Below are 23,431 nucleotides of genomic sequence, written 5' to 3'. Positions count from 1 at the left end.
CCCGGTCGCCCGCGACTCCGGACTGGTCGCCCTCACCGCCGCCACCCTCCCGCGCAGCGAGGACGAGGAGTCCGACAGGGAGGCCCGCAAGGCCCGCGAGGAGGCGGGGGTCACCGCCATCCTGCACGAGGCGCTGCCGGTGCGCTCCTGGGACAGCGACGTCGGTCCGGACCACCCCCGCTACCTCGTCGCCGAACCGCCCGCCGACGAGGACTCCCGCCTCGGCGAACCCAGGGACCTGACCCCCGACGCCGGGATGGCGCTCCTGGGCGCGAGCGGTGAGCTCACCCCCGACGGAACCACCCTGGTCACCGAGTGGCGGGTGCCCACCGGCCGGGGCGCCCAGCGATCCGACATCGTGGCCATCGACACCGCCACGGGCGAGCGCCGCACCCTGGCCACCGACCCCGACCACGACTTCGGCGGACCGCTCGTCTCCCCGGACGGCCGCCACGTCCTGCTCGTACGCAGCTTCGACGGCGACTACGACGGCGAACCCCGCGACGAGACCGCCTGGCTGGTCGACCTGGCCACCGGCCAGGGCCGCGACCTGCTCCCCGACCACGAACTGTGGCCGCGTGAGCTCGCCTGGGGCGCCGACTCCGGCGCGGTGTACCTCGTCGCCGACGAGAACGGCCGCCGCCCCCTCTTCCGGATCGACCTGGCCAGCGGCTCTGTCACCCGCCTCACAGGCGACCACGGCGCCTACAGCAACCTCAACCCGTCCCCCGACGGCCGCTACGTGTACGCGCTGCGCGACGCCTGGGACGCCCCGCCCGCACCCGTGCGCCTGTCCGCCGACGCCGAGGACGGACAACCCGAGTACCTGCGCACACCCGGGTCCGAGCTGACCATGCCCGGCACCCTCACCGAGATCGAGACCACCGCCGACGACGGCACCCGCGTCCGATCCTGGCTGGTGCTGCCCGAGGAGGCCTCCGCCGACTCGCCCGCCCCGCTCATGCTCTGGGTCCACGGCGGTCCCTACATGAGCTTCAACGGCTGGTCCTGGCGCTGGAACCCCTGGCTGCTCGCCGCGCGCGGCTACGCGGTCCTGCTGCCCGACCCCGCCCTGTCCACCGGTTACGGGCAGGACATGCTCCGCCGTGCCTGGGGCCAGTGGGGGCCGCGCACCTTCGCCGACGTCATGGCCATCACCGACGCCGCCGAGGCGCGCGAGGACGTCGACGCCGAGCGCACCGCCATGATGGGCGGCTCCTTCGGCGGCTACATGGCCAACTGGATCGCCGGGCACACCGACCGGTTCCGGGCCATCGTCTCCCACGCCTCCCTGTGGGGCCTGGACGCCTTCAACGGCACCACCGACCACCCGCCGGTGTGGGAGCGCGAGTTCGGCACCCCGCTGGAGCGCCCCGAGCGCTACACCCTGAACTCCCCGCACCTGCACGCGGCCGGGATCCGCACCCCGATGCTCGTCATCCACGGTGACAAGGACTACCGGGTGCCCATCTCCGAGGGCCTGCGCCTGTGGCGCGACCTGCTGCTGCACGAGGTGGACGCCAAGTTCCTGTACTTCCCCGACGAGAACCACTGGATCCTCACCCCGGGGAACGCCCGGATCTGGTACGAGACGGTCTTCGCCTTCCTCGACCACCACGTCCACGGCAAGGAGTGGACCAAACCCGAACTGCTCTGAGCCGCACACGACCGGCCGGGAGCCGCTCCGCGGTCCCCGGCCGGACCCGCGTCCGGGCCCGTCCCGGCGCGCGACACCACGCCACGGAGGACATCCAGTGAGTACCACCCACGCCGCCCCCGACCGGGAGAACCTGCGCGACCTCGCCGTGAGCGTGGCCGCGGAGGCGGGGGAACTCGCCGCCAGGGGCCAGGCGGGCATCACCGTGCTCGACACCAAGTCCAGCCCCACCGACGTCGTCACCGAGATGGACCGGGCCACCGAGGACCTCGTCCGGTCCCGTCTGCTCGCCGCCCGCCCCGACGACGCGATCCTGGGGGAGGAGGGCGGTGACGAGGGCGGCACCAGCGGGGTGCGCTGGGTCGTCGACCCCATCGACGGCACCGTCAACTACCTGTACGGCCAGCCCGACTGGGCCGTGTCCATCGCCGCGGAGATCGACGGCGTGGTGGTGGCCGCCGCGGTGAACGTCCCCGGACGCGGGGAGGCCTACGAGGCGGTGCTCGGCGGCGGAGCGCGCCTGAACGGCCGTGTCCTGGAGGCACCGCCCGCGGTGCCGCTGGAGCAGGCCCTGGTCGCCACCGGGTTCGGGTACTTCCCCGAGCGCCGCGTCCATCAGGCCAGGGTGCTGTCGGAGGTGATCGCGCACATCCGCGACATCCGCCGCGGCGGGTCGGCGGCGGTGGACCTGACCGGGCTGGCCGTGGGCCGCGCCAACGCCTACTACGAGCGCGGGCTCCACGCCTGGGACTGGTCCGCTCCCGGCCTGGTCGCCAGCGAGGCGGGCCTGCGCGTGGGAGGGCCGGGTGGAGGCCCGCCCAGCGAGGACCTGGTCATCGCGGCCCGCCCGGAGCTCCACGACGCCCTGGAGGCCCTTCTGCGGCCCCTGGGGGCCGACACCGACGGCTGAGGGGACGCGGGCCACGACATGACGAGGGGCGCGGCGGGGACCAGATCCCCACCGCGCCCCTCAGCGCTTCTAGGCGCAGGTGTCGACGCCGTTGCGAGCCGCGATGCGGTACAGGTCCTCCAGCTCCGACGCGTGAGTGTCGGCGAGGAAGTCGTCTCCGGCGGCCTGAGCGGCCTGGAACGACCGGTAGGTCTCGTTGATACGGACCTTGATCTCCGCGAGGAACTCGCCCATTGCACCTCTTCCAGGGGTCGGCACCGGGGCACGACCGTGTCCCGGTGCGGAAATTCCGTCCGCGCACGCCGAGGCGTCCGCATGATCGAAGGAGTCACGTCCCTGTGACACGTGTGCACGTCGCGGTCCGACCCGGGGCCGGTGTCCACGCGTGCGCCTTCTAGCTGTACCGCACCGCGTTCAGGCTCAAACCCCGCCCCCTCGCACGTGACCTTTCCGTGATTCACCTCTCGTCCTCCGTTCACGCGGAGGTCCGGACCCCGCGAGGGGCCCGCGTCGCGCGGGGTGCCGCACCACGTGCCGGGCAAGGGTGTCCCAAGACACATTTCCCTGAGGGGGCTTGTGCTTACTTGTTTCTTATTCTTGATGTGTCAGATTTGAGATGTGCGGGGTTAAGTCGCTGCCGGCGGTGGGGGGATTCGCCGGCAGCGGCTCCCCGCGCTCCAGGGGGAGCCGCGAGCTCCCGGCCCAGCGCCCGTGTCCCGGGCGGGGCGAGGAGAGCGGGTGGTTCGCGAAACCGCCCCGACGGGTTTACCGTCTCCTTACCCCGGCTGTGGGACAACGGATGACGCGGCCGGGACCAAGAACGCCGCTGCCGGTGTGTTGGGGGATGCGCCGGCAGCGGCCCCCTTTCTTTGTGGACCGACGCTCAAGAAGGACAACGTGCGCGTACTCGTGGTCGAAGACGAACGGGTCCTGGCCGACACGGTCGCGGTGGGACTGCGGCGCGAGGCGATGGCCGTGGACGTGGTCTACGACGGTGACACCGCCCTGGAGCACACCGCGGTCAACGACTACGACGTGATCGTGCTGGACCGCGACCTGCCGGGCGTCCACGGCGACGACGTGGCTCGCACCCTGGTCCGGGAGAGCTACAACGGCCGCATCCTGATGCTCACCGCGTCCGACGGCGTCCAGGACAAGGTCGAGGGCCTCAGCATCGGTGCCGACGACTACCTGGCCAAACCCTTCGCCTTCGCCGAACTCATCGCGCGGGTCCACGCCCTGGGCCGCCGGTCCGCGCCCCCGCTGCCCCCCGTCCTGGAGCGCCACGGCATCACCCTCGACCCGGCCAACCACCGTGTGCGGCGCGACGACAGGGAGATCTCCCTCACGCCGAAGGAGTTCGCCGTCCTCCAGGTGCTCATGCGCGCCCAGGGAACCGTGGTCAGCGCCGAGGGGCTGTTGGAGAAGGCCTGGGACGAGAACGCCGACCCCTTCACCAACGTCGTCCGCGTCACCGTCATGACCCTGCGCAAGAAGCTCGGCGACCCGCCCGTCATCCAGACCGTCCCCGGAGCGGGGTACCGCCTGTGAGACCGGGGGAGCGTCCCGAACCGGGGCAGGTGGAGCCCACCCGCCCCGGTGACACGGGCACCTGGCGGCGCCTGAACGCCCCCGAGCCCGAGGGCGCCGGGGTCGAACGCTCCGCGGCCGCCGCCCGCGTCCACCGCTTCACCGACAACATCAGCCTGCGCGCGCGGCTCACCCTCATCTACGGGATGCTGTTCTTCGCGGCGGGCTCCGTGCTGGTCCTGGTCAACTACCTGATCGTCGCGTTCCTGCTCAACGCGCTCCTGGCCGAGGAGAGCGCCGCGGAACTGCTCGCCCACCGGCACCTCATCGAGCAGGTGCTCACCCACGTCACCAGGTTCTCGCTGCTCGCGCTGTTCCTGGTGGGTCTGCTCGCGGTGGTCCTGGGGTACGCGGTGGCCGGAAGGGCGCTCTCACCGCTCCAGAAGATCACCCGTATCGCCCGCCGCCTGTCGGAGCGCTCCCTGCACGAGCGCATCGCCCTGTCGGGGCCCGACGACGAGATCCGTGAGCTCGCCGACACCTTCGACGGCATGCTGGAACGCCTGGACCGCGCCTTCGACGGCCAGCGGCGCTTCGTCGCCAACGCCTCGCACGAGCTGCGCACCCCGCTGGCGATCAACCGCACCCTGCTGGAGGTGGCGCTCAGCGCCCCCGACGTCTCACCCGACCTCAAGAGCGTCGGACAGACCCTGCTGGAGACCAACGCCCGCCACGAACGCCTCATCGACGGCCTGCTCTTCCTCGCCAAGAGCGACCGCGAGCTGGAGGTCCGGGCCAGGGTCGACCTGGGCGAGGTCGCCGGGACGGTCCTGAGCCAGCTGGGCGGCGAGCTGTCCGACTCCGGTCTGAGCCTGCGTCAGGACCTGCGCCCCGCCACGGTGGTCGGTGACCCCGTCCTCTTGGAGCGGCTCGTGGCCAACCTGGTGGAGAACGCCCTCAAGTACAACGTCGAGGAGGGTGAGGTCACCATCCGCAGCGGCATGTACGAGGACATGCCCGCCGTCCAGGTGGAGAACTCCGGCAAGGTCATCCCGGCCTACGAGATCGAGGGGCTCTTCGAACCGTTCCGCCGCGGATCGGGCGACCGGGTCGGCTCGGGCCGCAGCGCGGGGTTGGGCCTGTCCATCGTCCGGTCCGTGGTGCGCGCTCACGAGGGCGTGGTGACCGCGTGGCCGCGCGCGGGCGGTGGCCTGGTCATCACCGTGTGTCTGCCCCCGGCGCCGGAGACGGCTCCCGCCCGGCGTTGACCCGAGCTGCGTACGGCCGGGCTTCGTGGTATCTATACGTGTCCGAAGACACGCCCACCCGTGTCACGTGTGCCGAGCTCGGGTGGGTATGCTTCCCCGGGCGTGGACACGGAGGGAATCCCTCCTGACGTGGGCATGTCCTGGTTTTCGCCCGGCTCCGAGCGGGTGTTTCACGCTCTGTCCGGAGTGGGCGGAACAGGTTTCCAGGTCTACGAGGTGCCCGACGCTGGGTAGTACCCAGGGGAACGACGCCGGGGTGGCCGCACATGGCCGCCTTCGGTCACGACCCCGTGAAAGTACTGCTGACCTGTGGACAGTGGCCCGGGAGGGGGCACGGTCCGCTGACATCGGGAAAACTCATCGGCCGATTCGGGCACAACGAAGGTCTCTCAAGCGTTACACCCGCGCGACGAGGCACTGAACGAGGGGGATGGAGTTAGCAGAGATGGCCACCGACTACGACAGCCCGCGCAAGACTGACGAGGACATCAACGAGGACAGCCTCCAGGAGCTCCAAGCGCGGCGCGTGGACAAGGGCACCGGCACGATCGACGTCGACCCCGACGAGGTCGCCGAGGGCATGGAACTGCCCGGTGCCGACCTGTCGGGCGAAGAGCTCGCGGTGCGTGTGCTCCCGCGCCAGGCCGACGAGTTCACCTGCTCGCGTTGCTTCCTGGTGCACCACCGCAGCCAGCTCGCCGAGCAGCGTGCCGGTCAGCTGGTCTGCAAGGAGTGCGTCTGAGCGGACGGGACGGCCCCTGAACCGTCCCGTCCCGACGGCTCCCGCCCGCACGGGCGGATCCCACCACCACCCGACGGGAGCGCGTCGCGCCGCCGCGGACGCCCCGTCCGCGAGCGCGGGCGGACACGACGGCGNCCCCCCCCCCCCCGCCGTCGTCGTATCCGGGTACCGCCGGAGTCAGATCTCCAGCTCTTCGGGACCGGCGCCGAAGATCTTCGCGCGGGTGGCGCGTACGGCCAGCACCCGGGCCACCTCGGTACCGACACCGGCCACCACGGCCCAGCTCAGCGCCGTGCCGAGACTGATGTCGGGGGAGTCCACGTCCGTGGGCGGCTCCTCACCCGTGACGCGCATCCAGGTGAAGTTCAGCGCCTTGCGCATGACGTACTGTGCCGCGAACCCGGCCGCGAAGCCCGCGAGAGCGGGGCCGAAGTCACCGCCGTCCTTCTTAGCCATCGAATCCCGTTTCCGTTGGGTGGTGTACGAGGGCGCGCGGATCCGCGCGCACCCTCCCTGTGGGTATGGGGAGAATCCTTTCACGTCCTCGCGCCGGACACGGGGGCCCACCCCCGCGCCAACGTGCGCGAAAAGGCGTGGATCCCCGTTGCGACGGCCGAAAACCCGGAGCGACCACGGCCCGGAGCGCACTACCATTGCCCCATGACCAACCGCTCTCATTCCTTCCGCATGCCCGACAAGCCTTCGCTGGACGGTATCGAGGCGAAGTGGGTAGACGTATGGGATGAGTCCGGCGTCTACCACTTCGACCGTACGGCCGACCGCGCGGACGTCTACTCCATCGACACCCCTCCGCCCACGGTGTCGGGTTCCCTGCACATCGGCCACGTGTTCTCGTACACGCACACCGACACCGTCGCCCGCTTCCAGCGCATGAACGGCAAGGCCGTCTTCTACCCGATGGGCTGGGACGACAACGGCCTGCCCACCGAGCGCCGCGTCCAGAACTACTACGGTGTGCGCTGCGACCCGTCGGTCCCCTACGACCCGGACTTCCAGCCGCCCGCCAAGCCCGACCCCAAACGGCAGGTCTCCGTCTCCCGGCGCAACTTCATCGAGCTGTGCGACACGCTCACCGCCGAGGACGAGAAGGTCTTCGAGTCCATCTGGCGCCGCCTGGGCCTGAGCGTCGACTGGCGCCACACCTACGCCACCATCGACGGCAACTCCCGCGCCGCCGCCCAGCGCGCCTTCCTGCGCAACCTGGCGCGCGGCGAGGCCTACATGTCCGAGGCGCCCACCCTGTGGGACGTCACCTTCCGCACCGCGGTCGCCCAGGCCGAGCTGGAGGACCGCGAGCGTCCCAGCGCCTACCACAAGGTCGCCTTCCACAAGCCCGACGGCGCCCCGGTCCACATCGAGACCACCCGTCCCGAACTGCTGGCCGCCTGCGTCGCCCTGGTCGCGCACCCCGACGACGAGCGCTACCAGGACCTGTTCGGCACCACCGTGCGCACGCCGGTCTTCGGCGTCGAGGTTCCGGTGAGGGCCCACCGCCTGGCCGACCCCGAGAAGGGGTCGGGCATCGCCATGATCTGCACCTTCGGTGACACCACCGACGTCACCTGGTGGCGTGAGCTCCAGCTGGAGACCCGGCCCATCATCGGCTGGGACGGCCGCATCATGGCCGACCCGCCCCGGGGCCTGGAGTCCGGGCCCGGCCGTGAGGCCTACGACACGCTCGTCGGCGCCACCGTCCACACCGCGCGCGAGCGCACCGTCGCGCTGCTGCGGGAGAGCGGTGACCTGGTCGGCGAGCCCACGCCGATCACCCACCCGGTGAAGTTCTACGAGAAGGGGGACAAGCCCCTGGAGATCGTCACCACCCGCCAGTGGTACATCCGCAACGGCGGACGGGACGACAAGCTGCGCCAGGAGCTGCTCCGGCGCGGCCGTGAGCTCACCTGGCACCCCGAGCACATGCGCGCCCGCTACGAGAACTGGGTCGAGGGGCTCAACGGCGACTGGCTGATCAGCCGCCAGCGCTTCTTCGGCGTCCCCTTCCCCGTCTGGTATCCGCTGGACGCCGACGGCAACCCGCGCTACGACGACCCCATCGTGCCCGCCGAGGACCAGCTGCCGGTCGACCCCAGTTCGCAGGCGCCCGAGGGCTACACCGAGGACCAGCGCGGCCAGGCGAACGGGTTCATGGGCGACCCCGACGTCATGGACACCTGGGCGACCTCCTCGCTGTCCCCGCAGATCGCCTCCGGCTGGGAGCGCGATCCGGACCTGTACCAGCGGGTCTTCCCCATGGACTACCGGCCGCAGGGTCAGGACATCATCCGCACCTGGCTGTTCTCCACCGTGGTCCGGGCCCACTTCGAGAACGGCACCCTGCCCTGGAACACCACCGGCATCTCCGGATGGATCCTGGACCCGGACCGCAAGAAGATGTCCAAGTCCAAGGGCAACGTCGTCACCCCGCTGGCACTGCTGGAGAAGTACAGCTCCGACGCCGTCCGGTACTGGGCGGCCAACGGACGCCTGGGCACCGACACCGCCATGGACGAGGGTCAGATGAAGGTCGGCCGCAGGCTGTCCATCAAGATCCTCAACGCCAGCAAGTTCGTCATGTCCGTGGCGGGCGAGGGNCGGGTCACCCAGCCGCTGGACCGGGCGATGCTGGCCGCGCTGGCCGACGTCGTGGAGGACGCCACCGCCGCCTTCCACGCCTACGACCACACCCGGGCCCTGGAGCGCACCGAGCGCTTCTTCTGGGACTTCTGCGACGACTACCTGGAGCTGGTCAAGGCCCGCGCCTACGACACCGAGTCGGCCGAGGGCGCCTCCGCCCGCGCCGCGCTGCTCGTCGCCCTGGGTGCCCTGCACCGGCTCTTCGCCCCCTTCGTGCCCTTCGTGGCCGAGGAGGTCTGGAGCTGGTGGCAGGAGGGCTCGGTCCACGCCCAGAGCTGGCCGGACGCCGCCGAGTACCGCGCCGCGTCCGCCGACGGCGACCCGGCCGTCCTGGCCGCGACCGCCGAGGTGCTGCGTGCCGTGCGCAAGGCCAAGTCCGAGGCCAAGCTGTCCATGCGGGCCGAGGTCGAGCACGTCAGGGTGTCGGGCAAGCAGGTCGAGGCCGCCCGCGCGGCCAGCGGTGACATCGCCGCCGCGGGCCGCGCCGCCGGGATCGACTTCCAGACCACCGACGAGGCCGAGCTCAGCGTCGAGGTGACCCTGCCCGCGTCCTCGGAGGAGTAGCGCACGACACGGCCCCTGTTCGGGCGTCGGCGAGGGCCTTCGCCCCCAAGGACGCCCGGGCAGGGGCGTGGTACCGCGGTCGGGGGCCGTCCGTCGAGGGCGGCGGCCCGTCTCGGCGCGGAGCGCCCCCCGGCGGGGGACGGCGGGCGACGAAGAGGGAGGCGCCGCGGTCGGAGGCGTACCGCCCCCACCGGTGGTGCTGGACACCGGTCCAACGCCCGGGGAACGATAGGCTCGGCCAATGTGAGTACCACTTCCCTGGACGGCGGTCGGATCCCGGTCACGGTTCACCGCCTGGACCCCGATCTTCCCCTGCCCGAGTACGCCCATCCCGGCGACGCGGGCGCGGACCTGTACACCGCGGTCGACGTCACCCTGGAACCGGGAGAGCGGGCCACGGTCCCCACCGGTCTGGCGATCGCCCTCCCCGACGGGTACGCGGCCTTCGTGCACCCGCGATCGGGGCTCGCCGCGCGCTGCGGCCTCACGATCGTCAACGCTCCGGGCACCGTCGACGCCGGGTACCGCGGCGAGATCAGGGTGACCCTGATCAACACCGACGGGGACACCCCGGTGAAGGTGGCGAGGGGGGACCGGATCGCGCAGCTGGTCATCCAGCGCGTGGAACAGGCGGTGTTCGTCGAGGCCGACTCCCTGCCGGAGTCGGTCCGGGGCACGGGTGGTTTCGGTTCGACCGGGGGGCACGCCGCACAGCGGTGACGGCGCCCCGAATCCCCGGTGTCATTCCGGGACCGACGGAAGCGAAGAGGTGAAGGCGTGTTCGGACGCCGCCGCAAGAAGCGTGACGAACAGACGGAGAGAACGAAGCCGGAGGCCGCGCCCAGACGCGAGGGCGCCGCCGGGGCGGTCTCCTTCGGCAACGAGATCGAACCGGAGGCCCAGGCACAGCCGGACAAGGAGGCGGACCGTCACCGCTCCTCCGGGCCATGGGACGCCGGTGAGGACGCTCCCGAGTCCAAGCGCATGGACCTGGGCAGCATGCTGCTGCCCATGGCGCAGGGCACCGAGATCCAGGTGAACGTCGCCCAGGACGCCCAGCGCAAGCAGAAGATCATCGGTGTGACCCTGGTCCGGGGTAAGAGCGCGCTCCAGGTACAGCCCTTCGCCGCGCCCAAGTCCTCCGGTCTGTGGGACGAGATGCGCGAGGAGCTGCGCGAGCAGGTCGTCAAGCAGGGCGGCAAGGTCGAGGACCACGACGGCACCTTCGGCCCCGAGCTCAAGGCCCTGGTCCCGGTCAAGGGCCGTAGGACCGAGGACGGCAAGCAGCTCGCCCAGCGGGTGCGGTTCATCGGTGTGGACGGGCCGCGCTGGGTGCTGCGCGGCGTGATCCGCGGCGAGGGCGCCTCCAAACCCGAGGTGATGGCGGAGATCGAACAGCTCTTCGCCGACATCGTGGTGGTGCGCGGCGACCAGCCGGTTCCCCCGAGCGAGCTGCTGCCGATCACCGTGCCCAAGGAGATCCAGGAGAAGATGGCCGAGGCCGCCAAGGCGCGCGCCGCCCAGCAGGCCGCCCAGAGCGGCAACGCGGGTCGTTCGCCCAACGGAGCGGCGCCCGGAGCCCAGCCCGGCCCGTCCGGCGGCGCTCCGGCCGGTTCCGGGGAGTCCTGAGGGCCTCGCCCCGCCGAGGGCGTGCCGGGCGGCGCGCGCCTTCTTCCGTAGTCTGGGCCCCATGACACAGACGACGGAGAACAGCGCGCCCCGGCCGCTCCCGGAGGACTGGGAGCGCGCCCTGGCGGTGGTGGCCCACCCCGACGACCTGGAGTTCGGCTGCTCGTCCGCGATCGCCCGGTGGACCGGCCAGGGCAAGGACGTGGTGGAACTGCTGGTCACCAAGGGCGAGGCGGGGATCGACGGCGTCGCCCCCGAGGAGTGCGCGCCGCTGCGCATGGCCGAGCAGCGCGCCTCGGCGGCGGCCGTGGGCGCGGCCACCGTCGAGTTCCTCGACTTCCCCGACGGCACCCTGGAGTACGGACTGCCGCTGCGGGCGGCACTCGCCGCCGCGATCCGGCGGTACCGACCCGAGGTGATCGTCTCCATCAACTTCCGCGACCACTTCCCGGGCGGAGGCGGGTTCAACCACGCCGACCACCGGGTGCTCGGCCCGGCCCTGCTGGACGCGGTCCGCGACGCCGCCAACCGGTGGGTGTTCCGCGACCAGTTCGGGGAGGGCCTCGAACCCTGGTCGGGGGTGCGCTTCGTGGCCTTCGGAGCCTCTCCCCAGGCCGCCCACTACGTGGAGCTGAGCGAGGCCGACCTGGCGGCGGGCGTGGCGTCGCTGGACGCCCACGCCGTCTACCTGTCCAACCTGGACGGCTTCGACCAGAAGTCCTTCCTGCCCGAGGCCGCCGCACGTGCGGGGGAGTGGGCGGGGGTCCCCCGGGCCACCGGCTTCGAGGTGTTCGACGTCTAGCGCGGTGACCGGAAGGGTCGCCGACCCGCCTCGTCCGCCGTGACGCCTCCATGCCAAGNNNCCCGCCGCTCGTACCTGTGGCGAGTCTGGTGCGCCGAGCCTCGCCACAGGCGCAAGATCATCCGGGGCCGGAGCACTTCGGACACACCGGTAACGAATCCGGTCAGCCCACGAGGTGCGTTCCCCCCGCGGACCGGCCGTTCGCCGCCGCTCCCCGCGGACCTCTCCCGAGCCCCTCCGGGACCTCAGGACGCGGGACCGGGGTCCTCGGGATCGGTGACGCGACCCAGGAACAGGATCGCCTCACGGCGGCGCAGCACGAACACGAACGGGCGGTCCACGGTGAACCTGACCGGCCTCAACGGCACCGAGGCCGCCCGGAGCATCATCACGGCGGTGGCGGCGGCGCCCTCCGCGCCCTTCTCGTCCACCATCAGCACCGACTGGTGCAGGATCTGGTCGACCCTGAGCGGTTCCGGGCTGATCCCGTCGAAGTCGGCCGCGTCCGTGGCCAGACGGCGCACCCCCAGGGACGCCAGCGGTTCGAGGAGAGAGGCGTCGGTCTCCACCCGGAAGCGGGGCAGCGCCAACTCCACCTGCTGGGAGGAACGCGCGCTGTACAGGCCGTCGAGCGTGTCGGCCGACAGCGGAGGCGGGGTGGCGGTCCGCTCGTCGGGCAGCAGCACGTCCAGGAACAGATCCTGCTCCCCCTCCAGGCTCACCATGCTCCATCCCCGGGACCGCGCGTGGGGCAGACGGGCCGACCGGTGCATGGTGGGCACCCGCCGTTTCCCCGAGGGGGCGTGGAACGGCCTGTCACGGGTCAGCCCGGGGTCGAAGGGATCGGACCAGACCACCTTCACCCACAGCGCGTTGACCAGCAGCAGCCGCACCGCGGGGTGGACGCTGCCGACGGGGAGCAGTTCCTCGATCAGGCCGCGGGTCACCTCCGCCACCTTGCCGTTGATCCGTGAGCGCACCCCCTCGGGGTCGTGCTCGAAGTCGGCGTGCTCCACCTCTGCGCTGGCACGCTCACGCACCCGTGCCTCGAAGCCCGGCAGGACCTCCAGGTCGGCGGGCACGTACAGGCCGTTCAGGGTGCCCAGACCGAGTCCCGGTTCGTCGGCCACGGCCGCGTCCAACGCCTCCAGCAGCCCCTTGGTGTCCGCGCCCAGCAGCGCCTCCAACTCGGACAGGGTCAGGTCCGAGGCGCCGGTGGCCAGCAGCGTCAGCACCGTGCCCACCGAGTGGGGGGACCACACGTGGGACTCGCCGGGCCGGGTCAGTGCGCGGTCCATGGCGGCGGCGAACTCCAGGTGGTCCCGTCGCGGGGACGTGCTCGGCTGCATGGGGCTCCTGCTCGCTCTCGGCTCCGGCGGCTCTCGTCGCCAGCGTACGGAAGGCACCCGAAGACCGCCAGGGTGCGCCGCCGCCCGAGGAGGCGCACGCCCCGGGCCGGTCCGGACACGGCACGGCGAGAGCGGAAAGCATCCGGCCGAACACCGTACGTGTTCCAGGGGTGGTGGCGGGTCGCATAGTCTGGGCATCATGGCGGGCTGGCAGGCGCCGGACGTCCAGCCGACCCAGACCGACCACCCACGACCGAACCGGACCGGGAGCAGGATGACTGAGAAGCAGCGGGCCGCCGAGGAGGCCGCCCCGGCGGCCGAAGCGGACGACAGGGCCGAGGCGCCCGCGGCGGACACCCCCGGCCCCGGGGACGCCCCCGAGCCGGAGCGGGGCTCCGACGCGGCGGCGGGCGCCACGCCGGCGGACCACCCGAAGGTCACCGAGGACACGGTCGAGGCGCTCGTGCGCTCCCAGCTGTCCAAGGCACTGGGCGGCAAGCGCGGCATGGTCGAGGCGGCCATGCCCACCCTGGCCTTCACGGTCTCCTACATCATCACCTCGGAGCTGAGGCTCTCGATCGGCCTGGGCGTGGCCGCGGCCCTGGTCCTGGGCGCGGTGAGGCTCGTACAGCGCTCCTCGGTGCAGTACGTGCTCACCAGCCTGTTCGGGATCGGCATCGCCGCGGTCTTCGCCATGCGCAGCGGCAACGCCGCCGACGCCTTCCTGCCGGGCATCATCTACAACGCCGTCTACGCGGTGGTGCTGACCCTGTCGGTGCTGGTGCGCTGGCCCGCGATCGGACTGATGATCGGCCCCTTCATCGGAGACAGGGAGGACTTCACCTCCTGGCGTTCCAACCCGGCCGTGGTCTCCCTGGCCTCGCGCCTGACCTGGCTGCTGGTCCTGCCCTGCGTGATCCGCGTGCTCGTGCAGTACCCGCTGTGGATGGCCGAGACCTACGGCTGGGCCGACACCTTCGGCATCCTGGGCTTCTCCAAGATCGCCATGGGCTGGCCGCTCCAGGTCGCCGCGTTCGCCGCCATGGTGTGGGTGCTGGCCCGGGGCCGCACACCGCTGCCGGAGGAGGAAGAGAAGACCGGGGACGACGGGGAACGTTAGCGCGGTGACCGTGGAGGCGCACCGGCCAGCCCTGTCGGAGCGCGCCAGGCACACCGGGAACGTGTCCGGTCAGCCCACTAGGGCCGGTCCTCGGGGGCGTCGGGGGCGTCCGGTGCCCCCAGCAGGGCCTCCAGGGTCCCCAGGGCCTCGGGCTCGGCGAGGAAGACCACGGTGTCGCCCACCGACAGGGTCCGCCCGGGGTCGGGCGGGCGGACCCCGCCGGGGCAGACCACCGCCACCAGCGCCACACCCTCGGGCAACGCCCCGGTCAGCGCGCCCTCCGGGCCGCCCGCGAACGGGCTCTCGGCGTGCAGGACCGACTCCGCGATCTCCGCACCCGGCAGCGGAGGCAGGGTGCCCTCCCCGTCCGGGCCCTCCTCGGGCACGTCCTCGACCAGGTCGGCGATCAGCCGCGGCGGGGAGACCGCCAGGTCCACGCCCCAGGACTCGGTGAACAGCCACTCGTTGTCGGGGTCGTTGATACGGGCGATCACCCGGTCCACCCCGAACTCGTTCTTGGCCAGCAGGGACACCACCAGGTTGACCTTGTCGTCGCTGCTGGCCGCGATGACCACGTCGAAGCCGCCCAGGCGGGCGTCCTCCAGGGTGGCCAGCTCACAGGCGTCGGCCAGCAGCCACTCCACCTGGGGCAGGTCGTCCACCCCGATGGCCCTGGTGTCCCGGTCGATCAGGAGCACGTCGTGGCCGCTGCCCGCCAGTTCCGTGGCGATGGAGCGCCCCACGCTCCCGGCTCCCGCGATGGCGATCCTCATCTCACCCACGCCCCGTCTCGTCGTCCAGCTGCCCGGGCAGCCCGTCCAGGTCCCTGCCGTGGGCGACCACGTGCAGGACGTCGCCCTCCTCCAGGGGTTCGTCGGAGCGGGCCATGACGATCCGGCCCCGCCGGGTCAGGTACACCACACGTACCGGGGCCCGTTCCTCCAGGTCGGCCACGCGGCGCCCCGCCCACCCCGGCGGCAGGGTGAGTTCGTTCATCGCGAGGGTCCCGGACGCGTCCTGCCACTCCGGGCCGACCGTGAGCCGTCCGTCGCCCGGAACCATCCGGCGCAGGACCGCGTCGGCCGTCCACCGCACCGTCGCCACGGTGGGGATGCCCAGGCGCTGGTAGACCTCGGCGCGGCGGGGGTCGTAGATCCGCGCGACCACGTGCTCGACACCGAACGTCTCGCGCGCCACCCGCGCCGAGATGATGTTGGAGTTGTCGCCGTTGCTGACCGCGGCGAACGCCCCGGCGCGGTCGATCCCGGCGGTGAGCAGGACCTCCCGGTCGTGCCCCACGCCCCGGATCGCGTGCTTGGCCACGGAACCGCGCAGGCGCCGGAACGCCTCGGGGTCCTGGTCGATCACCGCCACCGTGTGTCCCAGGTCCACCAGGGTGTGCGCCAGGGTGGACCCCACCCGGCCGCACCCCATGATCACGATGTGCACCTCGCCCGCACTCCCGTCGAGATAGCCGCCGCGCGCGCCGTCGCTGCGCGCGCACGGTTAAACCTTGGCACAGATACGGCCGACATGCTCGGCGGCCCCGGCCACCGTCCACAGGGCAACGCGGGCGGTACGTCCGGGCCGGTAGATTGGGAATGGTCGGTGGCTGTGCGTGTAGGGGCACCTGTTACGTGACCCGACCATCTCTCAAGGACACCGCCATAACGGGTTCCCCTTCTTTCAGGAGGGGGTTTTCGGTCCACGTGGCCGATGGCCTGCCGCCACCAACACCAGCCAACACCCGGAGAGGTGACTCGTTGGCTACGTTCCACACAGGACGGAAGACCCACCAGGCCGTGCTTCCTCAGCGGCCTGCTCTGGAATCCGCGTCGGCGGCGCCCACCGCGACCGGCGGGACCCTCCCCGGGAACGGGGGCGAAACGGGGCGCGGACGCCACGCACGCGTGGCACCCGGTGTGGAACGTGTACGAGGGGAGACCACCAGTGGTTCACCTGCTACCGGTGGCGTCACCCCGGATCATCTGGTTCGGGAGAACAGGGCGTGAGCCCTACCGTGCCGGGGCCTCACCCGAGCCCCGGCACACCACCACAGTTTTAAGGAGGAAGGGGTTGCTCTCTCGTCTGAAGACGGGGCGCCCCGTACACCAGATGACCCGTGTGGGACAGGATTTCGAGCTGACCGTGGACGACGTCGCGCACGGCGGCTGGTGCGTGGGGCGCCACGGCGACCAGGTGGTCTTCGTGCGCCACGCCCTGCCGGGCGAACGGGTCCGCGTCCGCGTCACCGAGGAGACCACCCGCTTCCTGCGCGGTGACGCCGTCGAGGTCCTCAAGGCCTCCCCCGACCGGGTCCAGGCCCCCTGCCCGTTCGCCGGGCCCGGCAGGTGCGGCGGGTGCGACTGGCAGCACGCCGCCCCGGAGGCCCAGCGCGCCCTCAAGGGCAGGGTCGTCTCCGACCAGCTGCGCCGCATCGCCGGGATCGAACGCGAAGTCGAGGTGGAGGAACTACCCGGCACCCCCGACGGCCTGGGCTGGCGCACCCGTGTGCGCTTCTCCGTGGACGCCGACGGCCGCGCGGGACTGCGCCGACACCGCTCCCACGAGGTCGAGCCAGTCGACCGCTGCCTCATCGCCCACCCCGGCGTGACCGAACTCGGCGTGACCGACGTGACCTGGGAGGACGTCAGGGACGTGGAGGCGGTCGCCTCGGCCAGCTGCGCCGACCGCGCCGTCGTCGTCACCCCCACCAGGGCCAAGCTCGGTCCCCTTCCCGAACTGGGCACCTCCAGCGCGGTGCTGCGCCGCTTCAAGGGGGGCCGCGTGCAGCAGGTGCGCGGACGCCGCGGCGTCCGGGAGAACGCCAACGGCCGTGAGCACCGCGTCAGCGCGGGCGGCTTCTGGCAGGTGCACCCGGCCGCCGCCGAGGTCCTGACCGCGGCGGTGCTGGAGGCCCTGGAGCCCAAACCGGGGGAGACCGCCCTGGACCTGTACTGCGGCGCGGGCCTGTTCACCGGCGCGCTGGCCGGGGCGGTGGGGCCGGAGGGCCGCGCCATGGGCGTGGAGAGCGGCGCCGACGCCGTGCGCGACGCCCGGTACAACCTCAAGGACCTGGAGCAGGTCCGGATCGAGCGGGGCGACGTGGCCGCCCAGCTGCGCGAGTGGGCCGACGTGCGCGCCGACGTGGTCGTCCTGGACCCGCCCCGGGCCGGCGCGGGCGCCGAGGTGGTGCGCTCCCTGACCGGAACGCGCCCCCGGAAGGTGGCCTACGTGTCGTGTGACCCCGCCACGCTCGCGCGCGACCTGGCCGCTTTCGAGCGTTCCGCCTACCGGCTGGTGGAGCTTCGCGCGTTCGACGCGTTCCCGATGACCCATCACGTGGAGTGCCTGGCGGTGCTGGAGCCGGTCCACCCGGCCCGCCGCCACCGCGAGTAGACGGAGCGGGTGTACGGGGGGCGGGGCCGCGCGGCCCCGCCCCCCGTACCGCTAGCCCCGCGAGGGGCGCGGCCCCGGGGCCCTGAGGACCGCGAGCCCCAGGGCGAGTACGGCCAGCCCGGCCCAGGACACGGCGGGGAGGCGCTCACCGACCACCACCACGCCCAGCAGCGCGGCCACGGCCGGTTCGGCCAGGGTGAGGGTGGTGGCCACCGACGCCGGAGTGTGCCGCAGCCCGTGCCCGAACAGCCGGTAGGCCAGGAACACGGTGAACACCGCCAGGTGCAGTGCCACCAGCGCACCCTCGACCGTGGCCAGCCATGCCGTGCCGGTGGCCAGCACCACCGGGAGCACGGCGATTCCGCCGCCGGCGAACATCGTGCCCATCACGGCGCCCGAGGGGTGGCCCCGTTGGATCAGCCGCTCGGCGACGAGGGCGTAGGCGGAGTAGGACAGTCCGGCGAGCAGGGCCAGGAGCACCCCCGCGGGGTCCGCCGAGCCTTCCGCTCCGGTCAGTTCCGAGCCCAGCACGAGCACGGCGCAGCCCAGCACCGCGGCCAGGGTCGCCGCCGTCCAGCGGGCCGTGGGCCGGGTCCGTCCGGTCAGCCAGGTCAGGAGCCCGGCGAAGACCGGTGCGCTGCCCAGGGTGATCACCGTGGCGACGGCCACGCCCGCCTGCGCCACCGCGGGGTAGAAGGCCAGCGGGTATCCGGCGACCGCGAGGGCGCCCAGGGCGAGCGCCCACCGGGTCGACCGGTCGCTACGGAGCGGCAGGGACAGGGAGCCGCGTCCGGTGAGGAACAGCAGCNCCGGCCCGGGGGAGCCGATGGCGGCGGCGGGCGCGCTGGCGGGGGCGAAGGAGCTGGCGGTGCCGGTGGTGCCCCAGAGCACGGCCGCGGCCAGGATCGGCAGCGGGCCCCGGGCCAGTGCGGCGGTGGGGGAGGGGGTCGGTGTCCGGTAGTCGGACGTGGAACGTTCTGACACGGTCGTGGATCCTTCGTCGTCGCGTGTTTCGGGAAGTCGCGAAACGGGCGCACGACGGCGGGCGACCCGGTGCCGGGCACCGGGACGTCATCGCTGGGCTCTTCGTGGAGGGAGAGTGTGGTGCGCCCGGTCAGGCGCCCAGAGGTGGCAGGACGACGTGCCAGTACGGGTTCTTCATGGCGCCCATCCTACGACCGGATGTGTCGGCGTGGTCTGTCGCCAGGAGTGCGCCGCGTCACAGACGGGCGGGCATGCGACGGGGACCGGTCCCCGCGCCGCGGTGTCACGGGTCCGCGCACTGCCCGCCGACCGGCCCCGTGACGTCGTTGGACGCCCCGAAGCCGGTGATCCTCGGACCGTTGTCCGCGCAGGGCGGTGAGCCGCGCAGGCTGTCGCCCGCCAGCACCGGGACCGTAGCCCTCCGGGGCGGCGCGTCAGTCGCAGGCGGGGGCGGAGGGCACTCTCACCTCTCCCAGGTGGTGTTCGTAGCCGTGGCCGGGGAAGAGCCGGGCCCAGTCCTCGGGGGACGCGGGCCTGGCGGAGGTCTCCCGGAGCCGCACTCCCAGCAACTCCGCGAACTCCTGGCTGGTCCCCCCGGAGGAGGACAACCTCTCCCAGTTCCGTTCCAGGACCTCGCTCACCCGCTCCACGGGGAGCTCGGCCAACGCCAGGGACAGTTCCAGGTCCGCCGGGGACGGGCGGTAGCTGAACAGGCTCGTGGCGATGATCTCCCGCTCCTCGAAACGGGACATCCCGTCTCCGGTGCTGAGCAGCCACGCCACCACCATGAGGCGGGCGTCGTTGGTGCCCTGGCACAGGCTGTCGTACAGGTCGGGAACGCCCAGGGCCACCCGGGCCGCGTCGCCCACCAGTTGGGCCCGCCAGTGGGGCTGGTGCCCCTCCCGGTAATCGTGGACCATCACGTCCCGGTCCTCGGGAACCTCCAGGTCCCGGTTGTAGGAGAAACTGTTCTGCCACACCACGGGCATCCGTTCATCCGGCACCTCGGGCAGCAGTGCCAGGTTCGGTTCCAGGACACCGTGCCAGCCCTCCACCCACGACTCGTAGCCGGGCAGGGGACAGTAGGTGATGCCGTCCCTGACCTGGCAGGAGGGCCCCCGCGCGCCGTGGACCTGGCTGTCGGGGATGGGGGTGGCCCGGGCGTAGGTCTGGCGACCGTGGGCGACCGTGCCCACGACCCCGGCCAACAGCACGGCGGCCGTTCCCAGACAGACCGCCCGGAAGGCGCGGTGCCCCCGGGCGGCCAGGGTCAGGAGCACCAGGACGGCTACGACCAACACCAGGTAGACCAGGTAGAGCGCGGCCACACCCGTGACGGAGGGCAGGTGCAGGTGGAAGGGGTCCATGGCGAAGCGGGCCAGGTCGACGCGGGCCATGCCGTCCAGGCGGGACGCCATCATGGAGGCCCCGTACAGCGTGTAGGCGGGCACGGCCAGCACGGCCACGACCACCGGGACGTAGGAGCGTGTCCACGCCACCAGGGCGATCGACAGCAGCGGGCCAGCGGCCGCCACCAGGAAGGGCGCCGGGTGGGCGGGCGGGCTCAGCGTGCCGGGCAGAGGAGGGCCGGAGAGCCAGTACACCAGCCCGGCCAGCGCTCCGAGGAGCAGCGTGGAGACCAGGACGGACGCCGTCATCAGGGACAGTACGCGGCCCTTGAGCCCCAGGGGAGACACCAGCCGGTGCGCGTAGCGGACCTCGCGCGTGGCCGGGAAGGCGACCAGGGCGAACATCACCGCGCCGACGGCGATCGCGGAGTAGGTCAGGTCGTTGTACCAGCTCCTCCACGTGACCGCAGGGACCGACCAGAGCGGGTACACGAACAGGAAGGAACCCGCCACGGAACCCGGAACCAGGAGAGGGTTCCGCAGCAGGCGCACCACGTTGAACCAGGTCAGACGGGCGAACGTGGCCGTGTTCCCGGCGACGCGGCTCATCGGCGCCCCTCTTCCACGCCGGTGATCAGCAGGTAGGCGTCCTCCAGGCTGGGCTCGACCGGTTCCAGGCCGTCCGTGTCCCCGGGCGCGACGCCCGCCGGGGTGAGTACCCGGTAGCGCCCGTCGGCCAGCCGCCAGGCGGTGTACCCCTCGCCGGGGTGCCCGTCGCGTTCCCACACGTGCCCGCGCGCCCGGTCCACCAGCTCGTCGGGGGTGCCGTCGAAGGCCACCCGGCCCGCGTCCAGGCACACCACGCGCTGGCACAGCGCGGCCACGTCCTCGATCTGGTGGGTGGACAGCACCACGGTGCTGTGCACGGCCAGTTCCGAGACCAGGCCGCGGAACCGGATGCGCTGCTCGGGGTCCAGTCCGATGGTCGGCTCGTCCAGCAGCAGCACCTCGGGGTCGCCGAGCAGGGCCGAGGCCAGTCCCAGCCGTTGGCGCATCCCGCCGGACAGGCGGCGGATCCGGCTGTGGCGGCGGTCGTGGAGGCCCACCCGGTCCAGGTTCCGGCGCACCTCGTCGTGGCGGGCCCGGCGCCCGCCCAGCTCCTTGAGCACGGCCATGTAGTCCAGGAGCCCGAACGCGGTGAAGTACGGGTAGAACTCGGGGTTCTGCGGCAGGTAGCCCAGGCGGCGCCGGATCTCGGTGCGCTCGGCGGCCCGTCCGGGGTCGCGCCCCAACAGGCGCAGCTCACCGTTGGTGGCCTCCAGGTCGGTGGCCAGGCAGCGCAGCAGGGTGGTCTTGCCCGCGCCGTTGCGGCCCAGCAGCCCGGTCACGCCGGGGCCCAGGTCCAGGTCGACGCCGTCCAGGGCCCCGTGGGTTCCGTAACGGTGCACCAGGCCGCGCACGTGCACGGGAGCGGTCGTCGTGGTGGCCGTGGTCATGCCGTCCTCACCCGCAGCAGGATCGCGCCGAGCAGGGCGACGAGCGCGCCCGCCCACCACACCTGGGCCTGGGGAAGGAGCAGCTGTATCGGCGCGGCGTGCTCGGAGACGGCCATCACGCTCAGGGCGACCAACCACAGCACTCCCAGGGCGGCGCTGGCCGCGCTCAGGTGTATCCAGCGGCTGAGCACGAGCGAACCGGCCACGAGGGTGAGCGCGGGCAGCAGCCAGAACGCCGCCCTGCCCGGGGTGTGCGCGGAGGGCAGCAGCAGGGACACCGACATGCACAGGGTCAGGGCGGGTACCAGGACCGCGCAGGTGCGCAGGAACAGCAACCGCTGCCCCGCCAGCGGGGTGACCGACGTCAGGGAGTGGGCGGGGTCGACGCCGCGGCCGTAGGCCAGCGCCACGCCCGCCAGGGGCACGACCGGCGCGACGAAGACGAACATCAGCGATCCGCGTGGCAGGTGGTGTGCGGCCAGCAGGGCGGCGGCCAGCACCGCGACCGTGGCCAGCAGCCAGGACCGGTACAGGGCGGGTGTGGCGGCGAGCAGCTTGGCGGTGCCCTCGCGCATCCCCAGTGAGGCCAGCAGGGCCTCGACGGGGCCGCGTCGGGGGCGGTCCACGACGTCGCGCAGTTCCTCCCAGCTCCGGGCGAGCCAGTCCTCGTCGGCGGGCAGCAGGTCGCGGCAGGGCGCGCAGTGGGTGATGTGTGCCTCCACCGACATGGCGGTGACCTCGTCGGCTCGGTGGTGTGCGTACTCATGTGCCTGGGCGGGGGTCAGGTGCCAGCTCATGTCAGTGCCTCCCGTAGGCGCGCCTTGGCGCGCATGACCCGTGTCTTGACGGTTCCCTCGGGTACCTGGAGGATCTGCGCCGCCTCCCGGACGGTGAGGCCGTCGAGCACGGTGGCCTGGATGGCCGAGCGAAGTTCGGGTGAGAGGGAGTGCAGGGCGGCGCCCAGCGGACCGTGTTCGATGTTGAGTAACACGGTGTCCTCGGCGGAGGCGTCGCCGATGGTCTCGTAGTCGGTGTCGCCGTCGGTGATCCAGCGGTTGGCGCGTTTGCGCAGCTGGGAGATGAGTTGGCGGATCGCGATGGTCCACAGCCAGGCCCCGGCGTCGGTGTCGCCCGGGCGGGGGGTGTAGGAGCCCGCGCTCTTCCACACGGCCAGGAAGGTCTCCTGGAGGGCGGCGTCGAGCTGGTCGGGGTCGGAACAGCGGTAGCGCAGCCGTGCCCGCAGCCAGGTCGCGTGTCTGCGGTGCAGGAACTCCAGGGCCCGCGTCTCACCTGCGGCGACGGCGGCCAACAGCACCGGGTCGGTGCTGTCGGAGTCGTAGGAGGGCGCGCGGTGGCGCGCGCGGCGGAACAGCTTCACGTGGAGGGCTATCGCGGGAGACGCGGGTTTCGGTTCGGCGTGCGGGAGGTGTGACCGCACCTTTTCCACGGTAACCGCGCGGCGGTTTCGGTATGTCCTCCGCTGTGGGAGAAAATGGGGCTTATGCGTCTGAGGATCTTCCTTGAGCCCCAACAGGGGGCCACCTACGAGGACCAGCTCGCCGTCGCCAGGGCCGTGGAGGACCTGGGTTTCGACGCTCTGTTTCGGTCCGACCACTTCCTGCACATGGGGGATCACGTCAGCGGCCTTCCCGGGCCCACCGACGCCTGGATCACTCTCGCCGGGCTCGCCCGGGACACCTCCCGTATCCGTCTGGGCACGCTGATGACCGCGGCGACCTTCCGCTACCCCGGCCCTCTCGCCATCTCCGTCGCCCAGGTCGACCGCATGAGCGGCGGCCGTGTCGAGTTCGGCTTCGGCGCCGGCTGGTTCGAGGAGGAGCACGCGGCCTACGGGATCCCCTTCCCCGCCACCGCACGCGAGCGCTTCGACCGCTACGAGGAGCAGTTGGACATCATCACCGGGCTGTGGTCGACCCCGGCGGGCGAGAGCTTCCGCTACGAGGGCAAGCACTACCG

General features: G+C 72.2%; 23 protein-coding genes. 12 read left to right on the top strand and 11 right to left on the bottom strand.

Translation table 11 applies throughout. The features are described 5' to 3' along the window. The coding region (locus tag D455_RS0120840; protein WP_017572629.1) for a S9 family peptidase at positions 1 to 1,657 on the top strand (1,657 nt) is incomplete at its 5' end. Between the two features lie 97 nt (positions 1,658 to 1,754). Beyond that, positions 1,755 to 2,567 carry an inositol monophosphatase family protein gene (locus D455_RS0120835; protein WP_017572628.1) on the top strand — a complete coding sequence of 271 codons (813 nt, stop codon included), beginning with the start codon at positions 1,755 to 1,757 and terminating at the stop codon, positions 2,565 to 2,567. Positions 2,568 to 2,636: 69 nt separating this feature from the next. Here D455_RS0120835 and D455_RS34610 read toward each other — a convergent pair whose 3' ends face one another. Then, positions 2,637 to 2,801 carry a hypothetical protein gene (locus D455_RS34610; RefSeq protein ID WP_013153904.1) on the bottom strand — a complete coding sequence of 55 codons (165 nt, stop codon included), beginning with the start codon at positions 2,799 to 2,801 and terminating at the stop codon, positions 2,637 to 2,639. A 663-nt stretch (positions 2,802 to 3,464) separates the two neighbouring features. Between D455_RS34610 and D455_RS0120825 the strand changes: the two genes are divergently transcribed. The 3 genes from D455_RS0120825 to D455_RS0120815 all read left to right on the top strand — a co-directional run bounded on the left by D455_RS0120825 (position 3,465) and on the right by D455_RS0120815 (position 6,107). Beyond that, positions 3,465 to 4,118, top strand: a complete 654-nt coding sequence (locus D455_RS0120825; RefSeq protein ID WP_017572627.1) for a response regulator transcription factor — start codon at positions 3,465 to 3,467, stop codon at positions 4,116 to 4,118. Further along, positions 4,115 to 5,365: a sensor histidine kinase gene (locus D455_RS0120820; RefSeq protein ID WP_017572626.1), complete on the top strand. Its 1,251-nt coding sequence runs from the start codon at positions 4,115 to 4,117 to the stop codon at positions 5,363 to 5,365. Before D455_RS0120825 ends, D455_RS0120820 begins: the two co-directional genes overlap by 4 nt. Before the next feature lie 445 nt (positions 5,366 to 5,810). After that, complete coding sequence (locus D455_RS0120815) at positions 5,811 to 6,107, top strand: DUF4193 domain-containing protein (RefSeq protein ID WP_017572625.1); 297 nt, start codon at positions 5,811 to 5,813, stop codon at positions 6,105 to 6,107. Positions 6,108 to 6,284: 177 nt separating this feature from the next. Here D455_RS0120815 and D455_RS0120810 read toward each other — a convergent pair whose 3' ends face one another. Next, complete coding sequence (locus D455_RS0120810; RefSeq protein ID WP_017572624.1) at positions 6,285 to 6,563, bottom strand: DUF4235 domain-containing protein; 279 nt, start codon at positions 6,561 to 6,563, stop codon at positions 6,285 to 6,287. 204 nt (positions 6,564 to 6,767) lie between these two features. Between D455_RS0120810 and valS the strand changes: the two genes are divergently transcribed. The 4 genes from valS to D455_RS0120790 all read left to right on the top strand — a co-directional run bounded on the left by valS (position 6,768) and on the right by D455_RS0120790 (position 11,757). Then, positions 6,768 to 9,326 (top strand): valine--tRNA ligase, encoded by a 2,559-nt coding sequence (gene valS / locus D455_RS0120805; protein WP_017572623.1) that lies wholly within the window; start codon positions 6,768 to 6,770, stop codon positions 9,324 to 9,326. 243 nt (positions 9,327 to 9,569) lie between these two features. After that, on the top strand, positions 9,570 to 10,046 hold the full coding sequence (gene dut / locus D455_RS0120800) for a dUTP diphosphatase (protein ID WP_017572622.1): 477 nt from the start codon (positions 9,570 to 9,572) through the stop codon (positions 10,044 to 10,046). Between the two features lie 57 nt (positions 10,047 to 10,103). Beyond that, positions 10,104 to 10,955 (top strand): DUF3710 domain-containing protein, encoded by an 852-nt coding sequence (locus tag D455_RS0120795; RefSeq protein ID WP_017572621.1) that lies wholly within the window; start codon positions 10,104 to 10,106, stop codon positions 10,953 to 10,955. 61 nt (positions 10,956 to 11,016) lie between these two features. Further along, positions 11,017 to 11,757 carry a PIG-L deacetylase family protein gene (locus D455_RS0120790; protein ID WP_017572620.1) on the top strand — a complete coding sequence of 247 codons (741 nt, stop codon included), beginning with the start codon at positions 11,017 to 11,019 and terminating at the stop codon, positions 11,755 to 11,757. 245 nt (positions 11,758 to 12,002) lie between these two features. Here the strand turns inward: D455_RS0120790 and D455_RS0120785 are convergent, their stop codons facing one another. Then, on the bottom strand, positions 12,003 to 13,106 hold the full coding sequence (locus D455_RS0120785) for a serpin family protein (protein WP_017572619.1): 1,104 nt from the start codon (positions 13,104 to 13,106) through the stop codon (positions 12,003 to 12,005). A 274-nt stretch (positions 13,107 to 13,380) separates the two neighbouring features. Here D455_RS0120785 and D455_RS0120780 point away from each other — a divergent pair, with 274 nt between their 5' ends. After that, a complete protein-coding gene (locus tag D455_RS0120780; protein WP_017572618.1) occupies positions 13,381 to 14,226 on the top strand; it encodes a DUF3159 domain-containing protein in 846 nt (281 codons plus the stop codon). 77 nt (positions 14,227 to 14,303) lie between these two features. Here the strand turns inward: D455_RS0120780 and D455_RS0120775 are convergent, their stop codons facing one another. After that, entirely contained in the window at positions 14,304 to 15,008 is a 705-nt protein-coding gene (locus D455_RS0120775) for a potassium channel family protein (RefSeq protein WP_017572617.1), read from the bottom strand. Next, positions 15,001 to 15,675, bottom strand: a complete 675-nt coding sequence (locus D455_RS0120770) for a potassium channel family protein (RefSeq protein ID WP_017572616.1) — start codon at positions 15,673 to 15,675, stop codon at positions 15,001 to 15,003. The genes D455_RS0120775 and D455_RS0120770 overlap by 8 nt, the downstream gene beginning before the upstream one ends. Before the next feature lie 666 nt (positions 15,676 to 16,341). On the opposite strand from D455_RS0120770, the gene D455_RS0120765 reads away from it, so the two are divergent. Next, positions 16,342 to 17,625: a class I SAM-dependent RNA methyltransferase gene (locus D455_RS0120765; RefSeq protein WP_017572615.1), complete on the top strand. Its 1,284-nt coding sequence runs from the start codon at positions 16,342 to 16,344 to the stop codon at positions 17,623 to 17,625. A gap of 51 nt (positions 17,626 to 17,676) precedes the next feature. Here D455_RS0120765 and D455_RS0120760 read toward each other — a convergent pair whose 3' ends face one another. From D455_RS0120760 to D455_RS0120735, 6 genes are all read right to left on the bottom strand, one after another. Beyond that, complete coding sequence (locus tag D455_RS0120760) at positions 17,677 to 18,552, bottom strand: EamA family transporter (RefSeq protein WP_051064682.1); 876 nt, start codon at positions 18,550 to 18,552, stop codon at positions 17,677 to 17,679. A gap of 340 nt (positions 18,553 to 18,892) precedes the next feature. Then, positions 18,893 to 19,015: a hypothetical protein gene (locus D455_RS35920; RefSeq protein ID WP_017572613.1), complete on the bottom strand. Its 123-nt coding sequence runs from the start codon at positions 19,013 to 19,015 to the stop codon at positions 18,893 to 18,895. 28 nt (positions 19,016 to 19,043) lie between these two features. Beyond that, positions 19,044 to 20,567, bottom strand: a complete 1,524-nt coding sequence (locus D455_RS0120750) for a hypothetical protein (protein WP_017572612.1) — start codon at positions 20,565 to 20,567, stop codon at positions 19,044 to 19,046. Continuing rightward, positions 20,564 to 21,454 carry an ATP-binding cassette domain-containing protein gene (locus D455_RS0120745; protein WP_017572611.1) on the bottom strand — a complete coding sequence of 297 codons (891 nt, stop codon included), beginning with the start codon at positions 21,452 to 21,454 and terminating at the stop codon, positions 20,564 to 20,566. The genes D455_RS0120750 and D455_RS0120745 overlap by 4 nt, the downstream gene beginning before the upstream one ends. Then, the gene (locus D455_RS0120740) at positions 21,451 to 22,251 is read right to left on the bottom strand and encodes a hypothetical protein (protein WP_017572610.1); all 801 of its coding nucleotides are present in this window, start codon (positions 22,249 to 22,251) and stop codon (positions 21,451 to 21,453) included. Before D455_RS0120740 ends, D455_RS0120745 begins: the two co-directional genes overlap by 4 nt. Then, positions 22,248 to 22,832, bottom strand: coding sequence for an RNA polymerase sigma factor (locus tag D455_RS0120735; protein ID WP_017572609.1), 585 nt, complete (start codon positions 22,830 to 22,832; stop codon positions 22,248 to 22,250). Before D455_RS0120735 ends, D455_RS0120740 begins: the two co-directional genes overlap by 4 nt. Before the next feature lie 123 nt (positions 22,833 to 22,955). Here D455_RS0120735 and D455_RS0120730 point away from each other — a divergent pair. Further along, positions 22,956 to 23,431: LLM class flavin-dependent oxidoreductase (locus D455_RS0120730; RefSeq protein ID WP_017572608.1), on the top strand; the 476-nt coding region annotated here is incomplete at its 3' end.

The organism is Nocardiopsis halotolerans DSM 44410 (assembly GCF_000341065.1).
Classification (GTDB): domain Bacteria; phylum Actinomycetota; class Actinomycetes; order Streptosporangiales; family Streptosporangiaceae; genus Nocardiopsis; species Nocardiopsis halotolerans.
The sequence above is the reverse complement of the archived record's forward strand: the minus strand, read 5'-3'. Positions and strand labels throughout refer to the sequence as shown.

Coding starts and splice junctions, on each gene's coding strand:
- D455_RS34610 (WP_013153904.1), bottom strand. CDS start 2,801: ATGGGCGAGTTCCTCGCGGAGATCAAGGTCCGTATCAACGAGACCTAC.
- D455_RS0120815 (WP_017572625.1), top strand. CDS start 5,811: ATGGCCACCGACTACGACAGCCCGCGCAAGACTGACGAGGACATCAAC.
- D455_RS0120810 (WP_017572624.1), bottom strand. CDS start 6,563: ATGGCTAAGAAGGACGGCGGTGACTTCGGCCCCGCTCTCGCGGGCTTC.
- D455_RS0120790 (WP_017572620.1), top strand. CDS start 11,017: ATGACACAGACGACGGAGAACAGCGCGCCCCGGCCGCTCCCGGAGGAC.
- D455_RS0120785 (WP_017572619.1), bottom strand. CDS start 13,106: ATGCAGCCGAGCACGTCCCCGCGACGGGACCACCTGGAGTTCGCCGCC.
- D455_RS0120780 (WP_017572618.1), top strand. CDS start 13,381: ATGACTGAGAAGCAGCGGGCCGCCGAGGAGGCCGCCCCGGCGGCCGAA.
- D455_RS0120765 (WP_017572615.1), top strand. CDS start 16,342: ATGACCCGTGTGGGACAGGATTTCGAGCTGACCGTGGACGACGTCGCG.
- D455_RS0120750 (WP_017572612.1), bottom strand. CDS start 20,567: ATGAGCCGCGTCGCCGGGAACACGGCCACGTTCGCCCGTCTGACCTGG.
- D455_RS0120745 (WP_017572611.1), bottom strand. CDS start 21,454: ATGACCACGGCCACCACGACGACCGCTCCCGTGCACGTGCGCGGCCTG.
- D455_RS0120740 (WP_017572610.1), bottom strand. CDS start 22,251: ATGAGCTGGCACCTGACCCCCGCCCAGGCACATGAGTACGCACACCAC.